The following is a 22266-nucleotide window of genomic DNA, read 5'->3' as shown; positions in this document are numbered from 1 at the left end:
CCATGGACGGATGGTTGACTGCGGGCGGCCGCAAACTGGTCCTCGGCATGGTGCATCTGTCACCGCTGCCCGGCACCCCCTTTCACGAGGACGGTTCCTTCGACCGCACGCTCGACACCGCGGTCCGGTCCGCGCGGGCGCTGTACGAGGGCGGGGCGGACGGCTGCCTGATCCAGACGGTGGACCGGGTCTACACCGTGGACGAGGAGTCCGACCCGGCGCGCACGGTGGCGATGGGCCTGATCACGCGCGCGGTGGCCGAAGCGACCGATGAGCGGTTCCACATCGGCGTACAGCTGATGCGCAACGCCCTCACGGCGTCCCTGGCGGTGGCGAAGGTCGCGGGCGGCGGCTATATCCGCGCGGGCGCCCTGGTGGGGCAGACCCTCACCGCGCACGGCATGGTGCGGGCCGATCCGCTGCGGGTGATGGAGTACCGCCGCCGGATCGGCGCCGAACACGTCAGGATCATCGCCGAGATCGACTCGATGCACTTCCGGTGGTTCGGCGGGCAGAAGACCACCGCCGAGGTGGCGCGGGCGGCGCGGGCCGTCGGGGCCGACGCGGTGTCGCTGTGCCACCCGGACGAGGACACCGCGCTGGACATGATCGCGTCCGTCCGCGAGGCCGCGCCGGACCTGCCCGTGATCCTGGCCGGACACACCCGGCACGAGAACGCGGCACGGCTGATGGCCGCGGCGGACGGGGCGTTCGTGGGCACCTGCCTGGAGCGCGACGGCTGGGGCGGCGAGATCGACCGCGACCGGGTGGCGGAGTACGTCGACATCGTGCGGAGGCTGGAGCGGTGAGCGGCCGAAGCGAACCGAACACACCGGCCGGCGCCGGAATCCAGGCGCCACCGCCACCTTTGGACCCGCGGGTGATGCTGCGTCAGGTCGACGCCCTCGCGGCGGACCTCCGCGAGCGGACCGGTCCCTTCGACGAACAGGTGCGCACCCTGCTGCCCGCGCGGTGGGCGGCGGTGGACACCGTCAGCATCGTGGGCGACGGCGACTCCTACCACGCGGCGTGCGCCGTACGGATGGCCTTCGCCTCGCTGGCCGGGGTGGACTGCCGCCCGGTGAACGCGCTGCGCTTCGTGGAGTACGACCACCCCGGGTCCGGCGGCCGCCCACCCCGTACGGAACTGACCCTCACGGTCTCCGCCTCGGGCCGCACACCGCTCGTCGTGCGGTCGGCCGAGCTGGCCCGTGACGGCGGGGCGCATGCCATCGCGGTCACCGGAACGCCCGACAGCCCGGTGACGCGGGCGGCCGACGACGCGCTCCTGGTCACCCTGCCGGACACCGAGCGGTCGCCGGGCGTGCGCACCTACCAGGCCGGCCTGGTGGGCCTGCTGCTGATCGCCCTCCGGCTGGGCGAGCTGCGCGGGCGCCTCAGCGGGCAGGAGGCGGACGCGCTGCGGGGCGAGCTCACCGCACTGGCCGGACCGGTCGAGGCGACCGCCGAGAGGGCCCGGACCCGGTGCCGTGAGACCGCTGAACGCATCGCCGACGCGGCCGTGCTGAGTGTGCTCGGCAGCGGGCCCTCCCACGGCACCGCGCTCTTCGCCGCCGCCAAGGTGATCGAGACCTCCGGCGTCTTCGCCACCGGGCAGGACCTGGAGGAGTGGTGCCATGTCGAGCGGTTCGCCCGCCCGCCCGAGGCGCCCGTGATCGTGGTGGCCGCGCCGGGGCGCTCGTACCGGCACGCCGCGGAGGTGGCCGCGAAGGCGGCGGCGCTCGGGCGGCGTGTCATCACCGTCGCCCCCGAGGACGACTCCGCGATCGCCCGGCACGGCTGGGCCGCGCTGCCGGTGACCGGAGATGTACGGGAGGAGTTCTCGCCCCTCCTCTACCACGTGTTCGCCGCCCCTCTTTCCTGCCATCTCGCCCAACACCTGGGACGGGTGCCGTTCCTGGCCGACCTGCCCCGTCCGATCCCGACCACCCCCCAAGACCGCGGAGAGACACCGTGACCCGGACTACGGACGACCTGTCCACCCAGCAGATCATCTCCCTCCTGACGGAGGAGTTGCACGACCTCGACCCCGCGGAGCGCAGGGCGAAATCGCTCGAACTGCTCTCGGTGTTCGGCCGCGCCAAGGCCGACGAACTGCCCGCCCAAGAGCGCCCCGAGGCGCCCGGGACACCGCCCGGCCCCCTGCTGATCTGTGACTGGGCCGAGGACCTCGGTCTGGACGGCACGACACAGCAGCTCGGCATCACCGTCGAGCCCGGCCCGACGAAGGTGACGAAGACCGCGGACGCCACCGGACACTCCCTGGTGTCCAGCGGCCATGTGGGAGCCGACATCCTCCACATCCCGGCGGGCAGCGGTTTCGCACCCCACACCCACCCCGGCGACCATCTGCTGTTCGTGCTCGCGGGCACCGGGACGATCGCGGTGGCCGGGGAGATCGTGCAGACCCGCCCCGGTCAGGTGTACATGGTCCAGGGAGCCATCACCCATGCCGTGGGCGCGGTCAGCGACCACATGATCCTGTCCGTGGGCGCACCGCACCGCCGCCTCGACAGCCTGGACCGGCAGGAGCTCACCGCCTATGCGGCGCTGTTGGGCGAATTCGGGGAGATCACCTGCCGGATCTGCGACATCCGGGCGACCAGCGGCGAAGAGCTCGCGGCGAAGGGCTGCACCCACTCCCCCCACCGGTTCGGGTGAGCGATGGCCTCTCCAACCAGCGCCGATGAGGTGTCGGTGGCCACGTCCCCGTCCACCGACGCCGCGATGGCCCATACCTACCGCGGCATCCCCTTCGAGGACCGGCTGACGCCGCACCCCACCCTGGTGTCCTGGCTCGCGCACCACGCCCGGACCCGGGGCGGGGCCCCCTTCCTGACGACCGTGGCGGACGACGGTGAGCTCACCACGCTCAGCTACGGCGAGGCCGATCTGCTGAGCCGGCGCCTGGCCCGATGGCTGCGCACCGGGCTCCAGGTGGCGGCCGGGCGGACCGTGGCCCTCGCCCCGGTCAACGACCCGGCCTCGATCGTGGCCGTCCTCGCGGTGCTGCGGGCGGGCTGCCCGCTGCTGCTGCTCGGTCCGCAGGATCCCGCCGACCGGCGACGGCAGCAGACCGAGGCGGTGCGGGCGCAGGTGGTTCTGCGGCCGCCGTCGGTGCCCGCCGAGGCGCTGCCGGAGGCGGTCGCCCTCCCCGATCCGCGGACCCTGGAGGAGCCGCAGGACGACCTCGACGGCCCGGAGATCGACCCGGACCAGGACGCCCTGTTCTTCGCCACCTCGGGGTCCACGGCGGCCTCCAAACTGGTCGCCCAGTCCCACTACAACGCCGCCGTGAACGCGGAGGCGCTCGGCCGCCACCATGGGCTGCGCCCCGGTGACCGGCTGCTCGGCTGCCTTCCCGTCCACCATGTCAACGGTCTGCACTTCACCGTCCTCGGCGTCCTGGCGGCCGGCGCCCATGTGCTGCTCGCCGACGGCTTCGATCCGTTGCGCTACCCCCGGCTGCTCCAGCGGTTCCGGCCGCGGATCGCCAGCGTGGTGCCCAGTGTGCTGGAGGCGCTGCTGGAGACCTGGCGGTCGCCCCAACTCCCGGACGACTTCGGGTACTTCGTCTCCGCAGCCGCACCGCTGACCACACGCACGGCGCGGGCGGTGTGGGACCGGTTCGGTGCCCGGGTGCTCCAGGGCTACGGGCTGACCGAGACGGTCAACTTCTCCACCACGCTGCCGGCCGATCTGTCCGAGGACACCTACCGGCGGCTGATGCTCGACACCGACATCCCGTCGATCGGCACGGCTCTGTTCGGCAACGAGGTGGCGGTGCTGACCCCGGAGGGCGAGCGGGTGGCTCCCGGGCAGGTGGGAGAGATCTGTGTGCGCGGCCACAATGTGATGTCCCGCTACGAGGCCAACCCGGCCGCGACCGGCGAGGCGTTCGCGGGCGGCTGGTTCCACACCCAGGACCTGGGGATGGAGGTCGCCGACCCGGACCGCGCCGAGCCCTTCGTCGTCGTCACCGGGCGCCGCAAGAACATCGCCAAGGTCGGCGGCGAGACCGTCTCCCTGGACGAGATGGACCGGGTGCTGCGCGCCGTGCCCCGGGTCCGGGACGCCGCGTGTGCCGCGCTTCCGCACCGCTTCCTGGGTGAGGAGATCGTGGCGGCGGTCGTGCCGGACCCCGGTGCCGACGGCCCTCCCGATGTGCTGCCCGCGCTGGCCGCGGCGTTCCGGCCCGCGGTGCTGCCACGCCGTGTGGTGCCGTTCGACGCCATCCCGAGGACCCGGACCGGCAAGGTCCTGCGCCGGGAACTGGCCGAACGGCTGGCCGCCACGCCGCGGGACGGCGCCACGGAAGGCCACCCGCGCCCGGCCCCCGCATTCCCCCCGCCCAGCCCCAGGAGTACCCCATGAACACCCCCTCCGGGATGACATCCCGCGTCACGGACCTGCTGTGTACGGTCCTCCAGATCGAGCCGCCACCACCCGGGGCCGATCTGATCGAGTCCGGTCTGCTCGACTCCATCGGCTTCATGAATCTGTTCATGGCGATGGAGAAGGAATTCGGCATCGGTGTGACGGCCGCCGACCTGTCCCAGGACCGCTTCCGCACCGTAGAGCGCATCGCCGCGTTCGTGGCGGGCAAGCTGGGCCCCGCCGTCGCCGAGACGGTGCTGACCGACCCCCGCACCGGACACGAGCGGCGGCGGATCACGCGGGGCGGTGAGCCGGAGGTGGCGGCCGCGGTGGCCGAGTCCCGCGCCGCCGCGCCCTCCTGGGCCGCGCTCGCGCCCCGCGTCAGGGCGCGCCGGCTGCTCCGCCTCGCCGACCTGATCGAGGAGCGGTCCGCCGAGTACGTCGCGGCCGAGCGGGCGGGCACCGGCAAGCCCGCCGCCGAGGCGGCGGGCGAGGTCGAGAACTGCGCCGATCTGCTGCGCTTCTACGCGGGCGCGGTGCGCGCGGACGTCTCTCCGGCGAGTGGGCGATACCTGCCCGGCCGGGAGAGCTGGGTGCGGTGGGAGCCGCTGGGTGTCATCGGGGTGATCGTGCCCTGGAACTACCCGTTGATGATGGCCGCGTGGCGCATCGGGCCCGCGCTGGCCACCGGCAACACCGTGGTCCTCAAGCCCGCGCTGACCACCCCGGACACCGCGCTGCTCCTGGCGCGGGACGCGGCGGCGACGCTGGGTCCCGGTGTCCTGCTGACGGTGACGGGCGACCGCGACACCGGCCGTCTGCTGGTGGAAAGCGACATCGACGCGGTGGCGTTCACCGGCAGCGAGGCGGGCGGCCGCGACATCGTCGCCCGTGCCGGACTGCGCCGCGTCAGCCTGGAGCTCGGCGGCAACTGCCCGGCGCTGGTGCTGCCGGACGCGCCGCCGGACACCTTTGCGGCGCTGGTGCGGGCCGCCACCTACAACGCCGGGCAGAGCTGCGCCGCCCCCGCCCGCGTCATCACCCTCCGGGAGAACTACCTGGAGACCGTCGAGGGGCTGGCCAAGGCGATGGCCGACCGACGCGCCGGTGTCCACTTCGGCCCGCTCAACAACGCGGACCAGGCGGCCCGTTACGACCGGATCATCGGGCAGAGCGCGGCGGGCATCGAGCACATCGCCCCGCTCGCGCCGCCCCCGGGCGAGGAGGGCGGCCACTGGCGGCCCGGCCGCATCCTCGCCGACCTGCCCCCGGACGATCCGGCGGTGCTGGAGGAGGTGTTCGCGCCGGTGCTCACCGTGCAGGCGGCGGACGACCACGCCGAGGCCCTGGCCCTGGCCAACTCGGTGCCGCAGGCCCTCGCCGCGAGCGTCTGGGGCACCCGTACGGACACCGTCCTGGAGCTGGCCGGGGAGCTGAACGCCGGCGAGGTGTGGGTCAACTGCTGCCTGGAACAGACCGCGGAACTGCCCCACGGCGGACGTGGCGGCTCGGGGCACGGCACGGACATGAGCGTGCTGGCGCTCACCGAGTACCAGCGCCCCAAGACCGTGACCGTACGCGTGGGCAGGGGCTGAGCGATGGCGGAGACCCGGTTCCCGGCCGAGCGGACGGCGACCACGTGGCGATGGGAGGTGAGCCAGGACCCGCGGGAGGTGCACGCGCTGCTGTGTGCGTGCGACGCCCGCCAGGCGGCCGCCTCCGGCACCCCGGCGCCCCGGCGCCGCCCGGAGACCACCGAACGCCGGGTGCGGGCCGGCGCGGTGCGTCTGCTGCGCCACGGCGCACACCCCGCCGGGATGTTCACCCTGACCTGGGATCCGCCATTCACCGTGGACGATGGGGTGTTCCCCCGCGCCGAGCGGCCGATGCACCTCTCCCGGCTGGCCGTGGCGCCCGAGTGGCTCGACGACGGGTCGCTGGTGGGGCTGCGGTGTGTACGCCACGCCATCGAGGAGGCGACGCGGGCCGGTGCGGACGTACTGCGCTCGGAGGCCAATCCGGATCTGACGGACACCCGGTCGCTGCTGGACGTCCTGGGGTTCCGGCAGTACGGGCCCACACTCGGCGATGCGGGCGGCAGCCGCCGCGCCCATCTGCAGAAGACCCTCCGCGCGGCGGCCCCCGCCCCCGGCCGGGAGGGCTGATGGCGGCGACGATACGACGGCAGAGGGTCGGCACCACCGTGGGCCACCGCGGGCAGGGGCCGACCGACGTGGACGCCTACACCCTCGACACCGGCGCGGGCCTGGCCGTGGTGGTGTGGACCTACGGGGCGCAGCTCGTGGAGGTCCTGGTCCCCGACCGGGAGGGCCGCACCGGCAATGTGGTGGTGCGCCTTCCGGACCTGGACGGCTATGAGAACCGCGCCGCCAATCCGTATGTCGGCTCCACCGTGGGCCGTTACTGCCGGTGCGTGGCGGGCGGCCGGTTCCGGCTCGACGGCGTGGACTACCACCTCGACCGCAATGACGGCGACCACCACATCCACGGCGGAGACCTCGGCTTCGACCGGTATGTGTGGGAGGCCGAGGCGGAGCGCTCGGGCGACGTGCCGTCGCTGCGGCTGCGCCTCGACAGCCCGGACGGCGACCAGGGCTACCCGGGGGCACTGTCCGCCGAAGTGCTCTACCAGGTCTCCCCCGAAGGGACGTTGACCTTCGCGTACACGGCCACGACCACCGCGAGCACCATCGTGGGATTCACCAACCACGCCTACTGGAACCTGGCCGGCGCCGGACGGATCGACGGCCATCTGCTCGCGCTCAACTCCACCCGGGCGGTGGTCTTCGACGACCAGCTCATCCCCCTCCCCGGGCCGCCCGCGGACATCACCGGAGGCCCGCTGGACCACCGCGGACTCAAGCCGGTGGGCGACCTGCGGCTGGACAACTGCTTTGTCCTGGACGACCCGGACTGGGCGGCGCGGCTGCACGACCCCGCCTCGGGGCGCACCATGCGCGTGGTCACCGACCAGCCCGCGGTGGGGGTGTACTCGGCCGACGGCTTCGCCGGGCGGCGGCGGTCCGGCATCTGCCTGGAGACCGGCCCGCTGCCGGACGCGCCCAACCGCGACGACTATCCCCCGGTGCGGCTCGACCCCGGCGAGACCTACCGCCATCGCACCGTTCATCACTTCTCGGCCCACTGAGCCGCACCCGCCCACCGGGCCCGATCCACAGGAGGTATACGCGTTCATGGACCCACTCATGGTTTCCGTGGCGGAGGCCGTGCGGCGCCGCGCGGAGGCGCCGCCACCGGCCACCGCCCTGGACCCGGACGCCGAGCTGTCGTCCCTCGGCGTGAGCTCGCTGGGGGTGGCGGGCCTGGTCGTGGACCTGGAGGAGACCTTCACCTTCCGGTTCCCCGACGACGCGGTCACCCCCGAGGTGTTCCGCACCATCCGCACCCTCACCGACACCGTCCGCGCGCTGTGCGGACCGCAGGCCGGCTGACCATGCGGATCCATGGAGACGCCGTCCGGGTCGGTGTCCACTCGGGCCAGCAGTACACGACCTTCGCCGAGGCGCTGAAGCTGTGGCGGACGGCGGAGGAGCTCGGCTACGACTGGGTGTCCCTCTTCGACCACTTCCGTCCGCCGATGGGAGGCCCCGCGGGCCCGTGCTTCGAGGGCATGTCGCTGCTCTCGGCGCTCGCGGCACGCACCAGCCGGATCCGCTGCGCCGTGCTCGTCTCGGCGGTGACCTGGCGGCACCCGGCGCTGGCCGCGGCCGCCGCGGCCACCATCGACCATGTCTCGGACGGGCGGCTGGAGTTCGGGATGGGCGCGGCCGGTGCGGATCTGGCCTACGGCCAGTACGGCATTCCCTTTCCGAGTGCCGGGACCCGGCTGGACATGCTGGACGAGGCGTGCCGGGTGATGCGGGCGCTGTGGACCGGCGGCCCCGCGACGTTCGCCGGACAACACTTCCGCCTCGAGGACGCCCATCTGCAGCCGCGCCCCCTCCAGCAGCGGCTGCCGCTGGTGATCGGTGGCGAGGGCGAGCGGCGGATGCTGCGGATCGTCGCGGAACACGCCGACATCTGGAACACCCTCGCCGGAACCCCGGACACCTACCGCCACAAGCTCCAAAGACTCGCCGAACACGCCGCCGTCGTGGGCCGCGACCCCGGGACCATCCGCCAGTCGGTGACCTTCCGGGCGATCCTCGCCGAGGACGAGCGGCAGGCGCTGGAGCGCAAGGAGCGGCTGCTGGAGCGGGTGGGCCCCGACTCACCGGTGTGGCCGGAGTATCTGGTCTTCGGCACGCCCGAGCAGTGCGTGGAGCGGCTGCGGCCCTATCTGGACCTGGGCGTACGCGACTTCCTGCTCGGCGCCCGCCCGCCGGTCGACTGGCAGACCCTCGATCTCTTCGCCCGGCATGTCGCCCCGGCGCTGCGTGCCCACCCGGCCGACTGAGCAGCCGGCCGCCACCGACCACCTTCCTTCACACCGCGGCCCACGGAGGCTCACTATGGAGAACTACTACTACACGGACGGCTTCGCCACCTTCTTCGACAGCCGGTACACGGGATGGGTCCACACCTTCTCGCCCCGGCTCGCCGACCACCTCGGCCGGCAGGGACTGCCTGAGCGTTCGGTGATCGACCTGTGTTGCGGCACGGGCGTGACGGCGTCCGTCTTCTGTGCGGCGGGCTGGCAGGCCACCGGCGTGGACGGGTCGGCCGCGATGCTCGACATCGCGCGCAAGAAACTCGCTCCCGCGGTGGAAAGTGGCACGCTGACGCTGATCGAGGCCGACGCCAGGACCTTCCGCACCCCGCGTCCGGCCGCCGCCTGCGTGAGCCTGGACGGGGCGCTCAACCACCTGGGGTCGGTGGCGGAGCTGACCCAGTGCTTCACCTCGGTACGCGAGGCACTGCTGCCCGGCGGGGAGTTCATCTTCGACCTCTACGCCGGATCGCACTTCCGCCACTGGAACAACGTCACCCTGACCGACGACGCCGAAGCGGTGATCGTCAAGCGCGGTGTCTGGGACGACGGCGCGAGGACGGGGATGCTGCGCGTCTCCGGCGTCTTCGGCAGGGGGATGGCCGCCGAGCGAGTGGACCAGACGCTGCGCAGCTGGGAGTACGACGACGCCGAGGTGGCCGAAGCGCTGGAGGCGGCCGGTCTCGTCCCGGCCGAGCACGACTTCGAGCAGCGCTACGTCAAATGCGATTCGGGTTCGTGCTCCCTGACCCCTGTCCCCTGCCGCACCATCTACCGCGCCCGTAAGCCCCTCGAAGAAAAGTGACCGGCCGCGAACACACCCCCTCACCACACAAGGAGCAGCGATGACGACGACACCGCACTTCACCCCCACCCCGGCAGCCACTCCGACCACCGATTCCCTGTTCTGCTCGTCCGTGGCGGTCTCCGCCCTGTCGGCCGCCGTGGAACTCGGGCTGCTCGACGACCTCAAGGACCGCGGCGAAATCCGGTTCGACGACCGTCAGGAGGGCGCGGACCGGATCGACCCCGCCGTGGTCCGCGGCATACTCCTGCCCCTGGAATGGGCCGGAATCGTCGAGCTGGACGACCGGTCCGCCCGACCGGGACCGGGCTTCGAGGCGGCCTATCTCGACCGCGGCTACTTCTACTGGCTGGCCGGTGGCAACGGCGAGCTGACCAGCCGGGCACCGCAGGTGGCGCTGGAGCGCAACCGCCACGGCGAGTTCTACCACCGGGACATGCGGGCCGTCGCGGTGAGCTCCCGGATGATCGGCGATGTCGAGGTCGAGTTGCGCTTCGACAAGATCCTCGCCGACCAGCCGCCGCGTGCGGTGTGCGACCTGGGCTGCGGCTCCGGCCAGCGGCTCATCCGTATCGCGGGCAACCACCCCGGTGTCCGTGGCGTCGGAGTGGACATCGCGCCCGCGGCCGTGGAACTGTCCGGGGCCTCCTTCGCCGAGGCGGGGATGGCGGACCGGATATCGGTCCACCACGGCGATGTGCACGCGCTGCCCCGGCTGCCGGAGTTCGCCGGTATCGACGTGGTCACCTGCGTCTTCATGGGGCATGACTTCTGGCCGTACGACAAGTGTGTGACGGTGCTGCGCAGGATCCGCGAGGTCTTCCCCGATGTCGAGCGGTTCCTGCTGTGCGATGTGGTGCGCAGCGAGGTGGCGCCGGGGCCGCATACGCCCATCTTCACCCTGGGCTTCGAGTTCGCGCACGCGCTGATGGGGGTGACGCTGCCGACGCGGTCGGACTGGATGGCGGCGTTCGACGCCTCCGGCTGGGAGTGCGAGGCGGTCCAGGAGTTCAACCGGCCGCCCGGCGGTCTGCTCTTCGAGCTGCGTCCCAGCTGAGGACCGCGGCGGACAACAGCGCCGCTCGCCTCCCGGAGAGGGGGCGAGCGGCGCTGTTGTCCGCACGTGGCGAGGGGAATCGGCTGCGTCAGGCCGCGTTCGCCCGGGTCATCGCCAGGCGCGGCCGGAGACTCCGCTCAGATTCCAGCCGTCCGGCCGGTCGATGTCGCTCAGCGCGGGCGGCATCTCGGCGCCGGTCGCGCGGATCATCAGGCTGGGGAGGTACATGTCGCGGGTGAACAGGCCGGTGGGCTCATCGAGTTCGGCGCCGAGCGCGCGCAGCGCCGCCACCCGCACCGCCGGCAGATCGCGGACCCACATCAGCACCTCGGCGCCGGGCAGCCACGCCAGGGCGGCCTCCACCAGGTCCGCGAACACCTCGTCGGAGGTGGCCTCGCAGTCCACGATGGTCGTAGGGGTCTCACCGTCGTCGGTGTCGACGCCCGAGCGGTGCCCGATGAGATAGCCCTCGATGGGTCCGTCACCGGCCACCAGATGGAAGTACCGGGCCAGTGGGTTGGCGGCGCGCCAGCGGAAGTAGGCGGCGTCCCGCACCGGGCGCGGGCCTTCTCCGCCCGGCAGCCGGGCCACCAGCCCCGCCATCGCCTCCGCGTCCACGGCGGCCGGCGGACGTATGGTCAGGCCGGACCTGGCTCCTCGCGTGGCGGGCAGCTCATGCCACGGCCATTCCGCCACCAGTGGCTTCTCGCGCTTCACCACCGCTTGCGCCCAGGGGCCGATCGGGCGCCATCCGTTCATCAGCATGGCGGGGCCGGCCCCCTGGTCTCCGAAGTCCAGCAGCCAGGGCACACCGTCGGCGCGCAGCCGTGCCACCACCTCGTCGGTGAGCATCCGGAACAGCGGGCTGCCCTGGTACCGGGGGGCGACCACGGTGTCGGTCAGGCAGGGCAGCATGAACCGCTCCCCCGCCACCTCCCAGCAGGCGCCGAAGACCCCCACCATGCCGACCAGCTCTCCTCCCTCGCGGGCGAGGGTGACATACCGGTCGTCGAGGTGGGGGTTGGTGGCGTACTTCCAGTCCATATAGGCCAGGTTGGCGTCGCGGCCGCCACGCCACAGCGAGTCCTGGAAGTCCGCGATCTCCGCTCTGTCCCGGGCCGTGCAGGCGGTGAAGGAGAACTCGCTCACGCGCCGCCACCGCCGCCGGGGACGGCCTCGTCGGCGGTGAAGCGCTGCTGCAGTGCGCGCAGGTCGGTCTTGCCGTTGGCGTTGACGGGCAGCGACTCCAGTGCGAGCCAGCGCGACGGCAGCATGTACCCGGGCACCTTGTGCGCGAGCCGTGCCTTCACCTGCGCGGTCGTCAGCGAGACACCGGCGGCGAGGGTGTAGGCGGCACAGATCAGCGGGGACCCGGCGGGGCCCGGCACCGACACCACCGCCCCGGCGGCGATCTCCGGCAGCGAGTGCAGCTCGGTCATCACCTCGTCCAGCTCCACGCGGTAGCCGTTGACCTTGACCTGGCGGTCGGCGCGGCCGTGGAAGCGCAGCAGCCCGTCCGCGTCCTTGCTGCCGAGGTCTCCGGTGCGGTATGCGCGCCGTCCGGAGCCGGGGGGCAGCTCGATGAACGAGGCCGCGGTCCGTTCGGGGTCACGCCAGTACCCCGGGCTGGCCCCCGCGCCGCCGATCACCATCTCGCCCACCTCGCCGGGGGCGACCGGGCGCACCTGGTCGTCGACGGCCTCCAGCCACTCGCCGGGGATGGCCCGGCCGACCGGAAGCGCCTCGTCGGGCAGTTCGGTCAGGGTGTAGAAGGAGCTGGCGATGGTGGTTTCGGTGGTGCCGTAGAAACCGGTGAAGGTGACGTGGGGCAGCCGGCGCATCCAGTACTCCACATCCGTGGGCGGGAAGACCTCACCGCCCCACAACACCCGGCGCAGCTGCGGGAAGTCGTCCTTCTCCACCACATCGTGGCGTGCCATCGCGCTGAGCACGGACGGCACCGAAAGCCACTGGGTCAGCCGTGCCTCGCGGATGAAGGCGGCCAGCGTGGTCGGCAGCAGGCTCGCCTCCGGCGGGACCAGATGCAGCTCGGCCCCGCAGATCAGCGGCCCGTACACATCCCACAGCGAACCGTCGAAGTGCAGTTGGAGATGGCAGGAGATCCGGTCGTCCCGGCCGAGCCCGAAGTGTTCGTTGGCCCAGGTCACGAAGTGGACGATGCCGGCGTGGGTGAGCGGTACGCCCTTGGGCTCGCCCGATGAGCCGGAGGTGAACAGCACATACGCCACGCCGGATTCGCCGCTGACCGGTTCGGGTGCGGTCGTCGGCGCCGAGGCGACATCGGCCGCGGTGATGGCGGGGAGGTCGCCCGCGGCCGTGGCGTCCCCGTCGGGCAGGCACAGGCCCGCCACCGCGCCGCGCGCGGCGGCGGCCGCCACCTCGGTGGCCAGGGGGGCTCGCTGCCGGTCGGCGAGGAGCAGGCATGGCGCGGTCTGGTTCACGATGGACACCAGCCGGTCCACCGGCGACGCCGTGTCCAGGGGCACACAGACGCCACCGGCCTTGAGCACACCGAGCAGGAACACCACCGCGTCCGCGCCCTTGGGCGCCAGCACGCACACGCGGTCGTCTGGGCGCAGCCCTCCGGCCCGCAGCGCGTGGGCCAACTGGTGGGAGCGTTCCTCCAGCTCCCGATAGGTCAGCCGGGTCGGGCCGAACACGACCGCGTCCGCTTCCGGAGTTCGCGTGGCCTGTGCGCTCACAAGCGCGTCAAGACGGGTCATCCGATTCTCTTCCTGTGTCAGAGCTTGTCGATGTGCACCCGGACCGCGGTGCCCTCGCCGATCAGGCCCTCGTGAGCGGCGTCCGCGACGGGGCCGAACGTCAAGCGCCCGGCCAGGGTCTCGGCCGTCAGCAGCGCGTCGTAGGCACGGATCCGTGCCGCCACCGTCTCGGGCAGATCGACGCTCAGCGCGATGTGGTCGGACACTTCCAGACCGGCCGCGCGGCGCGCCTGCTGCACCACGCGCACCAGGTCACGCGCCGCGCCCTCGGCCGCCAGCGCCTCGGTCACCTCGACGTCGAGGACGACCAGTCCGGCTCCGCCGGGCAGCGCCGCGACGGCGCCCGGTCCGTCGGCGACGAGCCGCAGCTCGTACTCACCGGCGAGCAGTTCCCGCCCCGCCGCCACGACGTTGCCGTCCTCGTTCGTCGTCCAGTCGTCGGTGGCCGCGGCGCGGATGACCTCCTGCACCGCCCCGCCGAGGCGGGGCCCGCACTTGCGGGGGTCGACGGTCAGCCGCATCCGGCCGTGTGCGGAGACATCGGTGGTGAGCTGGACGTCCTTGACGTTGAGCTGGTCGCGCAGCAGCGCGGTGTAGGGCTCCAGCGCGGGGGCGTCGGGGTCGGCGATCACCAGCCGCGCCAGGGGCAGCCGCAGCCGCAGCTGGTGGCTCTTGCGCTGGCCGAGCGCGGTCGAGGCGACCTCCCGCACCCGGTCCATCACCCGCACCAGCTCCGGGGCGGACGGCAGTTCCCCGGGAGCGGGCCATGAGGTCAGATGCACCGACCGGCCGCCGGTCAGCCCGCGCCAGATCCGCTCGGTGATCAGCGGCAGCAGCGGGGCCATCAGCCGGCACAGCACTTCGAGCCCGGTGTGCAGGGTGTCCACCGCCGCGCGGTCTCCGGCGGCGAAACGGTCGCGGGAGCAGCGGATGTACCAGTTGGTCAGCACATCCAGATGGTCGCGCAGGGCGGAGCACGCGCGGGACAGGTCGTAGCCGTCCATCGCGCCGGTCGTCAGCTCGACCAGGTCACGGGTCTTGGCGAGGAGGTAGCGGTCCAGCGGATGGTCCGCCTCGGTGCGGACGTGGCCCTCGGTGTCGCCCGCGTACAGGGCCAGGAAGTGCCAGGCGTTCCACAGCGGCAGCAGCACCTGGCGCAGGGCTTCCTTGCTGCCGGCCTCGGTGACCTCCAGATCGCGGGCGCGCAGCAGAGGGGAGCTCATGAGGAACCAGCGCATGGCGTCGGAGCCGTCACGAGCGAAGATGTCGTTGACATCGAGGTAGTTGTTGCGCGCCTTGGACATGGCCTGGCCGTCGTGGCCGAGCACCACACCGAGGACGGTGCAGTTGGCGAAAGCGGGCCGGTCGAACAGCGCGGTGGACATGACGTGCATGTTGTAGAACCAGCCACGGGTCTGGGCGTAGTACTCGACCACGAAGTCACCCGGGGAGTGGCGCTCGAACCACTCGGCGTTCTCAAAGGGGTAGTGCACCTGCGCGAACGGCATGGAGCCGGTCTCGAACCAGCAGTCCAGCACCTCGGGCACCCGTCGCATCACCGCCCGGCCCGACGGATCGTCGGGGTTGGGGCGCGTCAGCTCGTCGATGTACGGACGGTGCAGATCGCCCGGCCGTACGCCGAAGTCGCGCTCGATCTCGTCCAGGGAGCCGTACACATCGACCCGGGGATGGGCCGGGTCGTCCGACACCCACACCGGGATGGGGGCGCCCCAGTAGCGGTTGCGGGAGATGTTCCAGTCCTTGGCGCCGCGCACCCAGTTGCCGAACTGGCCGTCGCGCACATGCTCGGGTGTCCACTGGATCCGCTCGTTGAGTTCGAGCATGCGGGTACGGAGCCGGGTGACGGCGACGAACCAGGTGGGGATGGCCTGCTGCAGCAGCTGGTTGCCGCAGCGCCAGCAGTGCGGCCGGGACCGCGTATGCTGCCGGTCGGCCAGCAGCGCGCCGCTCGCCGCCAGCAGACCGATCACGGTCTCGGCGGACTCCAGCACCGGGGCTCCCGCGCACGGCGGCACCTCGTCGGTGTACCGGCCGCCGGAGTCGACCGGATAGGTCCGGCCGATGCCCGCGTCGGTGGCGAGGGTGTGGTCCCGCTCGTCGAAACACGGGGTCACGGCCACCGCACCGGTGCCCTCGTCGGTGTCCACGAAGCGTTCCGCCACCACGACATGCCGGTCGTCGGCGGGGGCCGAGAAGTCGAACAGCGGTGTGTATGTGCGTCCCGCCAGCTCGGCGCCACTGTGCCGGGCGACCACCGGTCCGTCGCCCACCAGATCGGCATGGGCGTCGAGCCGGTCGGCCGCCACCACCAAGCGCCGCCCGGCGGTTTCCACCACGGCGTACTGCGCGTCGGGGTGCACCGCCACCGCCGTGGCGCCCGGCAGCGCCCAGGGCTGGTCGGACTCCACCAGCAGCAGCTCGCCGCTGGCGAGCCGTACGCCCACGACCACGGTGCTGCCGGGCACCTCGCGATGGGTGTCGCTGCCGTCGATACGGCCGCTGCTCTCGGCGTTGGCCAGCGGGGTCTCGCAGTGCGCGCAATACCAGGAAACCGAATGTCCCTGATAGATCAGCCCCTTGTCCCACATGGTTTTGAACGCCCACATGACGCTCTCCATGTAGTCGAGGTCATGGGTTTTGACGGATTCGTCGAAGTCGACCCAGCGGGCCTGCCGATTGACGTAGTCGCGCCATTCGCCGGTATAACGCATCACCGTCGTCCGGCACACCTCGTTGAACCGCTCGACGCCCATGCGCTCGATATCGGACTTGGCGGTGATGCCGAGTTGTTTCTCGGCGTCCAGCTCCGCGGGCAACCCGTGCGAGGTCCAGCCGAACCGCCGCTCGACCCGGCGCCCGCGCATGGTCTGATAGCGCGGCACCACGTCCTTCGCATAGCCCGCCAGCAGATGCCCGTAGTGCGGCAGGCCATTGGCGAACGGCGGCCCGTCGTAGAACACGAATTCATCGGCGTCGTCGGATTTCCGCGCTGCCACGGACTCATGGAAGATGTCGTGCTTCTCCCAGTAGTCCAGTACGTCGAGTTCGACATCCGGAAAGTGCGGTCTCGCGGGTACGCCTTCGGCCCCGGCCTTTGGATATGCCATCGCTCAGTAAACCTCGCAGGGTCGGCCCGCAGTGCAGTGAGGGCCGACTCTAACGATGGGATGGGCAACGTCCGGTAATCGTGGAAACATTGGCTTCCACACCGACGGCGCCGCGCGATTACCCGGCGGTTCCGTTCACCGTGGCCGGGCACAGCCGCCGCGGCGCGGTGTCGTCGCGGAGCGTGGCGTCCACACAGCCACCGGGCAGGCCCTTGTGGGGTGTGCTGCCGAAGTTGGCGGTGACGGTGAGGGTGCCGTCACCGAAGACGGTGCGCTGCACGGTGCGATCGGCGGTCAGCGCCCGGAAATCGGCCAGCGGCTCGGTACCGGCCGCCTTGTGCAGGGGCGCGAAGTACTTCTGGAGGGTGGCGAGTTCGCGGCCGCTCTTCTCCAGCGAGTCACCGGTGAGCACGAAGTTGAGCGGGGTGTTGTACAGCATGCCGAGCAGTGCGCGGTCGGTCTTCTGCCGTGGCAGCTTGTCGTACGACAGCTCCCAGCGCTCGGTGTTCACCACGGAGTCGTGGAGCGCGGCCTCGTACAGCGGCACCCGGTACACCGGGTCGTACATCGCCTTCGCCACGTCGGCGGGCAGCTCCGCGGGCTTGAAGAAGACGCCCGGCGCGTCGGCGGGGGCGTAGCCGCCCCAGGTCTCCTTGTCGCGCTGCGCCGTCCACAGACCGCCCGCCACCGGGGTGCCCGAGCCGTGGTCGAAGGCGAGGTCCCGGTTGGCCCAGGCCCCGGCGGACTCCGAGCCCAGGACCAGCCCGCGGTCGGACAGCCGCGTCATCCGGGCCAGCCGGTTGGCGCGGTCCTCCGCCTTGGTCAGGGGGTGAGCGGCGCTGTGATCGCGGAACAGCTCACCGGCAGCGTCCACATCGAGGAAGTAGCTGTCGGCACCCGCCTTGGTCATCTCGCGGGTGCGGTCTGCGAGGTAGTGGTGGCGCGGCTCGGCCTTCTCGAACGCCTCGGAGGAGAGGTAGCAGCCGCGGTCGTGGAAGCCGGGGACGGGCTTGCCGTCGGCGTCCCGGACGCAGAAGTCCGGATACACCGTGCCGGGCCAGGTGGACGTCGGCGCGTCGGAGGTGGCCGGGTCCTGGCCGTTGGCGAACGAGTCGTACGGGCCGACGAGATAGCCCACCTTCTTCGCGGCCGCGGTGGCCGTGGCGTCCATCGGCCGGTCGTCGGCGTCGTAGCCGAGCCACATGCGGTCCACGCCGAGGCCGCGCAGCCTGCCCATGAAGTCGGCCTTGCGGGCGTCGCCCCACAGATAGGCGTGGAACGCGCCGAGCAGCTTCCTGGTGGCCGGTGTCTCCCGGATCTTCTCCCGCAGGCTCTTCAACTGCCCGTGCTCGCCGAGCCAGGCGCGGTAGTCGTGGGCGGCGGCCACCGGGGAGCCGTCGGTGAGGGAGAAGGCCACGGTGTACCGCGTGGTGCCGTCGGCGCGCGAGAACCGGTGGGTGGCGGCGGTGCGCAGCTTGCCCGCGTCGGAGGTGACGCGCAGCGATGTGCCGATGTCACTGGGCACGAGATAGCTCACGCCCTGGCGGTCGCCGAGCGTGTAGCCCCACAGCGGCATCGACAGATCCGACTCCATGGCCATGTCGGTGCCGACCAGATCGGCCCGGGAGGAGTTCCAGAAGCGGTCGGCCACCGGCAGCGACAGCCCCTCGCCGCGCGACAGCTGTACGGCGGTGGCGCGCCGGTCGGTGCCGGTGACCGGCCACGAGAGGGTGCGGGCGGACTCACCAGCAGCCTTTCCGGTAGCCGTCACCGACAGCACCAGACGGCCGGTGCCACCGGCGCGGGCTGTGACGTCCAGGCCGGTGTCCGGATAGCTCCAGCGGGCGGTGCCCGGGGAGGTGGTCACCGAGCCGGGTTTCCCGGGAGCGGTGGCGGCGGGCGCGGACAGCACCACGGTTCCCTGCCCCGTACGGGCCGTGACCCGCAGTGAGGTGGTGTCGACGGTGGCGGTGCCGCCCGACACCGGGACCTCCACACGGTGGCCACCGACCAGGACCGGCCGGGGTGCGTCCCCGGAGCCGGTGGTGCCGGAGTGGGTGGTGGAAGCGAGGGTGGTCGAGGCGAGGGCGAGGCAGGACACCGCGCCCGCCAGCGGCCGCTACGGGACTTCTGTACGGGCGCCGGATGGCAGCCGCTGCCCGGCGCGGTGCTCGTCGGAGGCACCCCGGACGCCCCCTTCCCCAGCGACCAGCCCTCCTTCGACAAGGTCACCATGGCGCGCTTCTTCTTCGCCACGGCCCGGCGCCATCGCGCCGACTTCCTCACCGCCCGGATCGGGCTGTACCCCGGCGCGATCGACCGCCTGTGGTGACGACCGGCGCCCGCGCCACGGCCCGTTAGTCCAACACCCCCGCGCACTTGTCCATGGGCGGCCGCCCCGCCGCCGTCCCAAGGTGGAGCACCATTCCCACCAGCGAGGGAGGAGCCGGCGCGTTGACCTACGCAGAGGAGGGGCGGCCGAAGGAGGGATGGCCCGGCCGCAGAGCGGTCGTGGTCACCACCACACTGGCCGGAATCGGAACGGCCATCGGCACGGGCGGTGGCACCGCGCACGCCCGTGACACCGCACCCGGTCGTGCCGCCGCACACGCCCGCGCCACCGAGCGCACGCTGCGGTCGAAGCGGCTGGAGGTCCGGGTGGACCCGGAGTTCCCGCGCATCGTCGCGTACATCGACCGCGAGACCGGCGCGGTGCTGCACGGCCAGCGGGAGCCGGTCCGTTCGGTGCTCATCGACGGCGTCGAACGCACCCCGCGCACCACCGCCGTCACCAGCGGCCCGGACCACATCAGCTACACCCTCGCCCTCGGCGCGACCACGGTCACCCCGGGGGCGGACACCTCCGGCGCGGACACCGCCAACGCGTCCGCCTCCAGCGCGGACGCCGAGATCGACATCCGGATCCGGGTCAGCGGATGGCAGGTCGACTGGCGGGTCACCCGGATCGCCGACACCGACGCGTTGCGCGTGGGCACCCTGCGCATCCCCCAGCTCGCGTTCCTCAGCGTCCGCGCCGACCAGCCGGGCGCCACCCTGCTGGCCGCCCGGATCGACCTCGACCAGGCCAAGAGCGGTGACACCGCCGTCCGGCCCGCGGCCGACACCCCCACCGACGGCGCACCCATCGGCTGCGCCTACGCCGTCGTCAGCACCGACCGGCTCGCGGCCGCCGTCGAGACCAACACGGTCTGGGACAAGCCCTCCTCCACCGCGGGCACCACCTGGGACAACGGACGGCTGTGGCGGCAGACGGTACGGGAGGACGGCCAGATCACCACCCGGCTCACCTGCGGTGAGTGGACCCACCGGGCCGCCACCGCGGCCGTCGGCGCCACCGAACCGCTGCCCTGGGCCACCGTGGTCCTCACCCGGGACCGCAACGGCGACGGCGTGGTCGACTGGCAGGACGCCGCCATCGCCTTCCGCGACATCATGGTCAACCCGCTCGGCGCCGACGAGCAGCATCTGCGGGTCGTCCCGCACATCCCGTTCAACTTCGCCAGCCAGGCCACCAACCCCTTCCTCGACACCCTCGACAGCGTCAAGCGGATCGCGCTGGCCACCGACGGACTGCGGCAGTACACCCTGCTCAAGGGCTACCAGTCGGAAGGCCATGACTCCGCCCACCCCGACTACGCGGGCAACTACAACGCCCGCGCCGGCGGCCTGGCCGACCTCAACACCCTGCTGCGCTCCGGGCGCCGCTGGAACAGCGACTTTGCGGTGCACGTCAACGCCACCGAGTCCTATCCGGTGGCCAACGCCTTCTCCGAGACGCTGGTCGACAGAAACGACGAGCAGTGGGACTGGCTGGACCAGTCCTACCGCATCGACCCCCGCCGCGACCTGGTCTCCGGCGATATCATCCGGCGCTTCCAGGACCTGCGGAACGACACCGACCCGGCCCTCACCGCGCTCTACATCGACGTCTTCCGCGAGTCCGGCTGGAACTCCGACCGGCTCCAGCGGGCCCTGCGCGACCAGGGCTGGCGCCTGACCACCGAATGGGGCCACGGGCTGGAGCGCTCGTCGCTGTGGTCGCACTGGGCCACCGAGACCGACTACGGCCCGGACACCTCGCGCGGTATCAACTCCCGGCTCATCCGCTTCATCCGCAACCACCAGAAGGACGTCTTCGCCGACAAGTGGCCGACCCTGCTGGGCATCCCCCGGATGGGCAACTTCGAGGGCTGGACCGGCAAGACCGACTGGACCGCCTTCTACCGGCTCATCTGGACCCACAGCCTGCCCGCCAAGTACCTCCAGGCGTATCCCATCCGCACCTGGGACGACCACGAGATCACCTTCGAGGGGCCCGGCCGCACCTCGGTCACCGACACCGGGGGCGTCCGCCGCATCACCACCGACGGGCGGCTGGTCTACGACGGCGGCGGCTATCTGCTGCCCTGGGAGCCGCGCGAGGCCACCGACCCGGCCAAGCTCCACCACTACAACCCGGTGGGTGGCACCACCCGTTGGCGGCTGCCGCGCGGCTGGGCGGGGCAGCGGTCCGTGGTGCTGTACCGCCTCACCGACCAGGGGCGCGCCGAGCCGGCCACCCTGCCGGCGCACGACGGCCAGGTCAGCATCACCGCCGACCCCGACGTCCCGTATGTGGTGCTGCGCTCCCGAGCCCGTGCCCAGGCGGCCCCCGGCTGGGGCGAGGGCACCCCGCTGTACGACCCCGGTTTCCACTCCGGATCGCTGCGCGGCTGGCAGACCACCGGCCCGGCCACCGTCGAACGCAGCGCGCTGGGCGACTACGAACTGGTCGTCGGCGAGGGCGCGGCTGCCACCGTCGGCCAGCGACTCGACCGGCTGGCCCCCGGCGGCTATGTGGCCTCCGTCCAGGTGGAAGTGGGGGCGAAGGCCGGTGAGCGGCGGCGGGCCGCGCTGCGGGTGCACACCGCCGACGGCGTCACGGCGGAGAACTGGACCGAGACCTCGACCGCGGTCAACCACATGGCCGCCGACCGCAAACACGGCACCCGTTTCCAGCGGATGTTCACCTCGTTCACCGTCCCGGACGGCGGCGGACCGGTCACCCTCGCCCTGGCGGTGGCCGGCGGCAGTGCCAGGGTCCGCTTCGACCGGCTGCGGGTGGTGCGGGCCCAGCGCACCACCAAGCCCGGCACCCTGGTGTACGAGGACTTCGAGCGGGTGCCACAGGGCTGGGGCCCGTTCGTCAAGGGCGACGCGGGCGGGGTGACCGACCCCCGCACCCATATCGCCCAGCGGCACGCCCCGTTCACCCAGGCCGGATGGAACGGCAAGGTGATCGACGATGTGCTCGAAGGCGGCCAGTCCCTCAAGTCACGCGGCGAGAACGCGGGCCTCGTCTACCGCACCGTGCCCCACACCGCCCGCTTCCGCCCGGGGCGGCGCTACCGGGTGCGCCTGACGTACGCCAACGAGGCGGCCGGTCAGTACGCATGGATCACGGCCGTGGACGAACCCGGACCGCGCGAGCTGGCGCGCACTCCCCTGTCCGCCGCCACCGGGCGGGCCACCCACAGCTACACCGTCACCGCGCCCGCGGACGGCGAGATGTGGGTGGGGCTGCGGAAGACCGGTGACAGCGGTACCGCGGAGTTCACGCTCGACTCCTTCACCGTGGAGCAGCTGGACTGACACGGCGGAGG

17 protein-coding genes are annotated in these 22266 nt (G+C 72.3%); 13 read left to right on the top strand and 4 right to left on the bottom strand.

What is annotated here, in order from left to right; genetic code table 11:
* Nucleotides 1–2: 2 nt before the first annotated feature.
* From ACFYOY_RS21030 to ACFYOY_RS20980, 11 genes are read left to right on the top strand one after another with little or no spacing between them, the layout of a single operon-like run.
* Complete coding sequence (locus tag ACFYOY_RS21030) at nt 3–809, top strand: BtpA/SgcQ family protein (RefSeq protein WP_351893695.1); 807 nt, start codon at nt 3–5, stop codon at nt 807–809.
* Nucleotides 806–1978 (top strand): SIS domain-containing protein, encoded by a 1173-nt coding sequence (locus tag ACFYOY_RS21025; protein WP_388588725.1) that lies wholly within the window; start codon nt 806–808, stop codon nt 1976–1978. The genes ACFYOY_RS21030 and ACFYOY_RS21025 overlap by 4 nt, the downstream gene beginning before the upstream one ends.
* Nucleotides 1975–2682: a cupin domain-containing protein gene (locus ACFYOY_RS21020; RefSeq protein ID WP_351893688.1), complete on the top strand. Its 708-nt coding sequence runs from the start codon at nt 1975–1977 to the stop codon at nt 2680–2682. The genes ACFYOY_RS21025 and ACFYOY_RS21020 overlap by 4 nt, the downstream gene beginning before the upstream one ends.
* Nucleotides 2683–2685: 3 nt before the next feature.
* On the top strand, nt 2686–4395 hold the full coding sequence (locus ACFYOY_RS21015; RefSeq protein WP_351893685.1) for a class I adenylate-forming enzyme family protein: 1710 nt from the start codon (nt 2686–2688) through the stop codon (nt 4393–4395).
* Nucleotides 4392–5993 (top strand): aldehyde dehydrogenase family protein, encoded by a 1602-nt coding sequence (locus tag ACFYOY_RS21010; RefSeq protein ID WP_388588721.1) that lies wholly within the window; start codon nt 4392–4394, stop codon nt 5991–5993. Before ACFYOY_RS21015 ends, ACFYOY_RS21010 begins: the two co-directional genes overlap by 4 nt.
* A 3-nt stretch (nt 5994–5996) precedes the next feature.
* Nucleotides 5997–6563: a hypothetical protein gene (locus ACFYOY_RS21005; RefSeq protein ID WP_388588718.1), complete on the top strand. Its 567-nt coding sequence runs from the start codon at nt 5997–5999 to the stop codon at nt 6561–6563.
* Nucleotides 6563–7567, top strand: a complete 1005-nt coding sequence (locus tag ACFYOY_RS21000) for an aldose epimerase family protein (protein WP_351893674.1) — start codon at nt 6563–6565, stop codon at nt 7565–7567. The genes ACFYOY_RS21005 and ACFYOY_RS21000 overlap by 1 nt, the downstream gene beginning before the upstream one ends.
* A 46-nt stretch (nt 7568–7613) precedes the next feature.
* Nucleotides 7614–7871 carry a phosphopantetheine-binding protein gene (locus tag ACFYOY_RS20995; RefSeq protein ID WP_351893671.1) on the top strand — a complete coding sequence of 86 codons (258 nt, stop codon included), beginning with the start codon at nt 7614–7616 and terminating at the stop codon, nt 7869–7871.
* Nucleotides 7850–8836, top strand: coding sequence for an LLM class flavin-dependent oxidoreductase (locus ACFYOY_RS20990; RefSeq protein WP_351893668.1), 987 nt, complete (start codon nt 7850–7852; stop codon nt 8834–8836). The genes ACFYOY_RS20995 and ACFYOY_RS20990 overlap by 22 nt, the downstream gene beginning before the upstream one ends.
* A 55-nt stretch (nt 8837–8891) precedes the next feature.
* The gene (locus tag ACFYOY_RS20985; RefSeq protein ID WP_388588713.1) at nt 8892–9674 is read left to right on the top strand and encodes a class I SAM-dependent DNA methyltransferase; all 783 of its coding nucleotides are present in this window, start codon (nt 8892–8894) and stop codon (nt 9672–9674) included.
* A gap of 40 nt (nt 9675–9714) precedes the next feature.
* Entirely contained in the window at nt 9715–10731 is a 1017-nt protein-coding gene (locus ACFYOY_RS20980; protein ID WP_351893661.1) for a class I SAM-dependent methyltransferase, read from the top strand.
* Nucleotides 10732–10839: 108 nt separating this feature from the next.
* On the opposite strand, the gene ACFYOY_RS20975 is transcribed toward ACFYOY_RS20980, so the two are convergent.
* The 4 genes from ACFYOY_RS20975 to ACFYOY_RS20960 all read right to left on the bottom strand — a co-directional run bounded on the left by ACFYOY_RS20975 (nt 10840) and on the right by ACFYOY_RS20960 (nt 18704).
* Entirely contained in the window at nt 10840–11880 is a 1041-nt protein-coding gene (locus ACFYOY_RS20975) for a GNAT family N-acetyltransferase (protein WP_388588710.1), read from the bottom strand.
* Nucleotides 11877–13475, bottom strand: coding sequence for an amino acid adenylation domain-containing protein (locus ACFYOY_RS20970; protein WP_388588708.1), 1599 nt, complete (start codon nt 13473–13475; stop codon nt 11877–11879). Before ACFYOY_RS20970 ends, ACFYOY_RS20975 begins: the two co-directional genes overlap by 4 nt.
* A 17-nt stretch (nt 13476–13492) precedes the next feature.
* Nucleotides 13493–16603: an isoleucine--tRNA ligase gene (gene ileS, locus ACFYOY_RS20965; protein WP_388588705.1), complete on the bottom strand. Its 3111-nt coding sequence runs from the start codon at nt 16601–16603 to the stop codon at nt 13493–13495.
* A gap of 118 nt (nt 16604–16721) precedes the next feature.
* Nucleotides 16722–18704, bottom strand: coding sequence for a glycoside hydrolase (locus tag ACFYOY_RS20960; protein ID WP_388588702.1), 1983 nt, complete (start codon nt 18702–18704; stop codon nt 16722–16724).
* On the opposite strand from ACFYOY_RS20960, the gene ACFYOY_RS20955 reads away from it, so the two are divergent.
* Both ACFYOY_RS20955 and ACFYOY_RS20950 read left to right on the top strand, forming a co-directional pair.
* Nucleotides 18603–18935 carry a hypothetical protein gene (locus tag ACFYOY_RS20955; protein ID WP_351893643.1) on the top strand — a complete coding sequence of 111 codons (333 nt, stop codon included), beginning with the start codon at nt 18603–18605 and terminating at the stop codon, nt 18933–18935. The genes ACFYOY_RS20960 and ACFYOY_RS20955 overlap by 102 nt on opposite strands.
* Nucleotides 18936–18988: 53 nt before the next feature.
* Nucleotides 18989–22255: an endo-alpha-N-acetylgalactosaminidase family protein gene (locus tag ACFYOY_RS20950; protein WP_388588699.1), complete on the top strand. Its 3267-nt coding sequence runs from the start codon at nt 18989–18991 to the stop codon at nt 22253–22255.
* Nucleotides 22256–22266: the final 11 nt, after the last annotated feature.

Origin of the sequence: Streptomyces sp. NPDC007875 (assembly GCF_042868035.1) — a bacterium.
GTDB lineage: Bacteria > Actinomycetota > Actinomycetes > Streptomycetales > Streptomycetaceae > Streptomyces > Streptomyces antimycoticus.
Note: the sequence above shows the minus strand (reverse complement) of the source record. Positions and strands in the feature narration are given on the sequence as shown.

Bases quoted from the DNA above. Each gene is read 5' to 3' on its own strand.
- ACFYOY_RS20950 (WP_388588699.1), top strand. From the start codon at position 18,989: ATGGGCGGCCGCCCCGCCGCCGTCCCAAGGTGGAGCACCATTCCCACC.
- ACFYOY_RS21030 (WP_351893695.1), top strand. From the start codon at position 3: ATGGACGGATGGTTGACTGCGGGCGGCCGCAAACTGGTCCTCGGCATG.
- ACFYOY_RS20995 (WP_351893671.1), top strand. From the start codon at position 7,614: ATGGACCCACTCATGGTTTCCGTGGCGGAGGCCGTGCGGCGCCGCGCG.
- ileS (WP_388588705.1), bottom strand. From the start codon at position 16,603: ATGGCATATCCAAAGGCCGGGGCCGAAGGCGTACCCGCGAGACCGCAC.
- ACFYOY_RS20980 (WP_351893661.1), top strand. From the start codon at position 9,715: ATGACGACGACACCGCACTTCACCCCCACCCCGGCAGCCACTCCGACC.
- ACFYOY_RS20970 (WP_388588708.1), bottom strand. From the start codon at position 13,475: ATGACCCGTCTTGACGCGCTTGTGAGCGCACAGGCCACGCGAACTCCG.
- ACFYOY_RS20985 (WP_388588713.1), top strand. From the start codon at position 8,892: ATGGAGAACTACTACTACACGGACGGCTTCGCCACCTTCTTCGACAGC.
- ACFYOY_RS21015 (WP_351893685.1), top strand. From the start codon at position 2,686: ATGGCCTCTCCAACCAGCGCCGATGAGGTGTCGGTGGCCACGTCCCCG.
- ACFYOY_RS21005 (WP_388588718.1), top strand. From the start codon at position 5,997: ATGGCGGAGACCCGGTTCCCGGCCGAGCGGACGGCGACCACGTGGCGA.
- ACFYOY_RS21010 (WP_388588721.1), top strand. From the start codon at position 4,392: ATGAACACCCCCTCCGGGATGACATCCCGCGTCACGGACCTGCTGTGT.
- ACFYOY_RS21000 (WP_351893674.1), top strand. From the start codon at position 6,563: ATGGCGGCGACGATACGACGGCAGAGGGTCGGCACCACCGTGGGCCAC.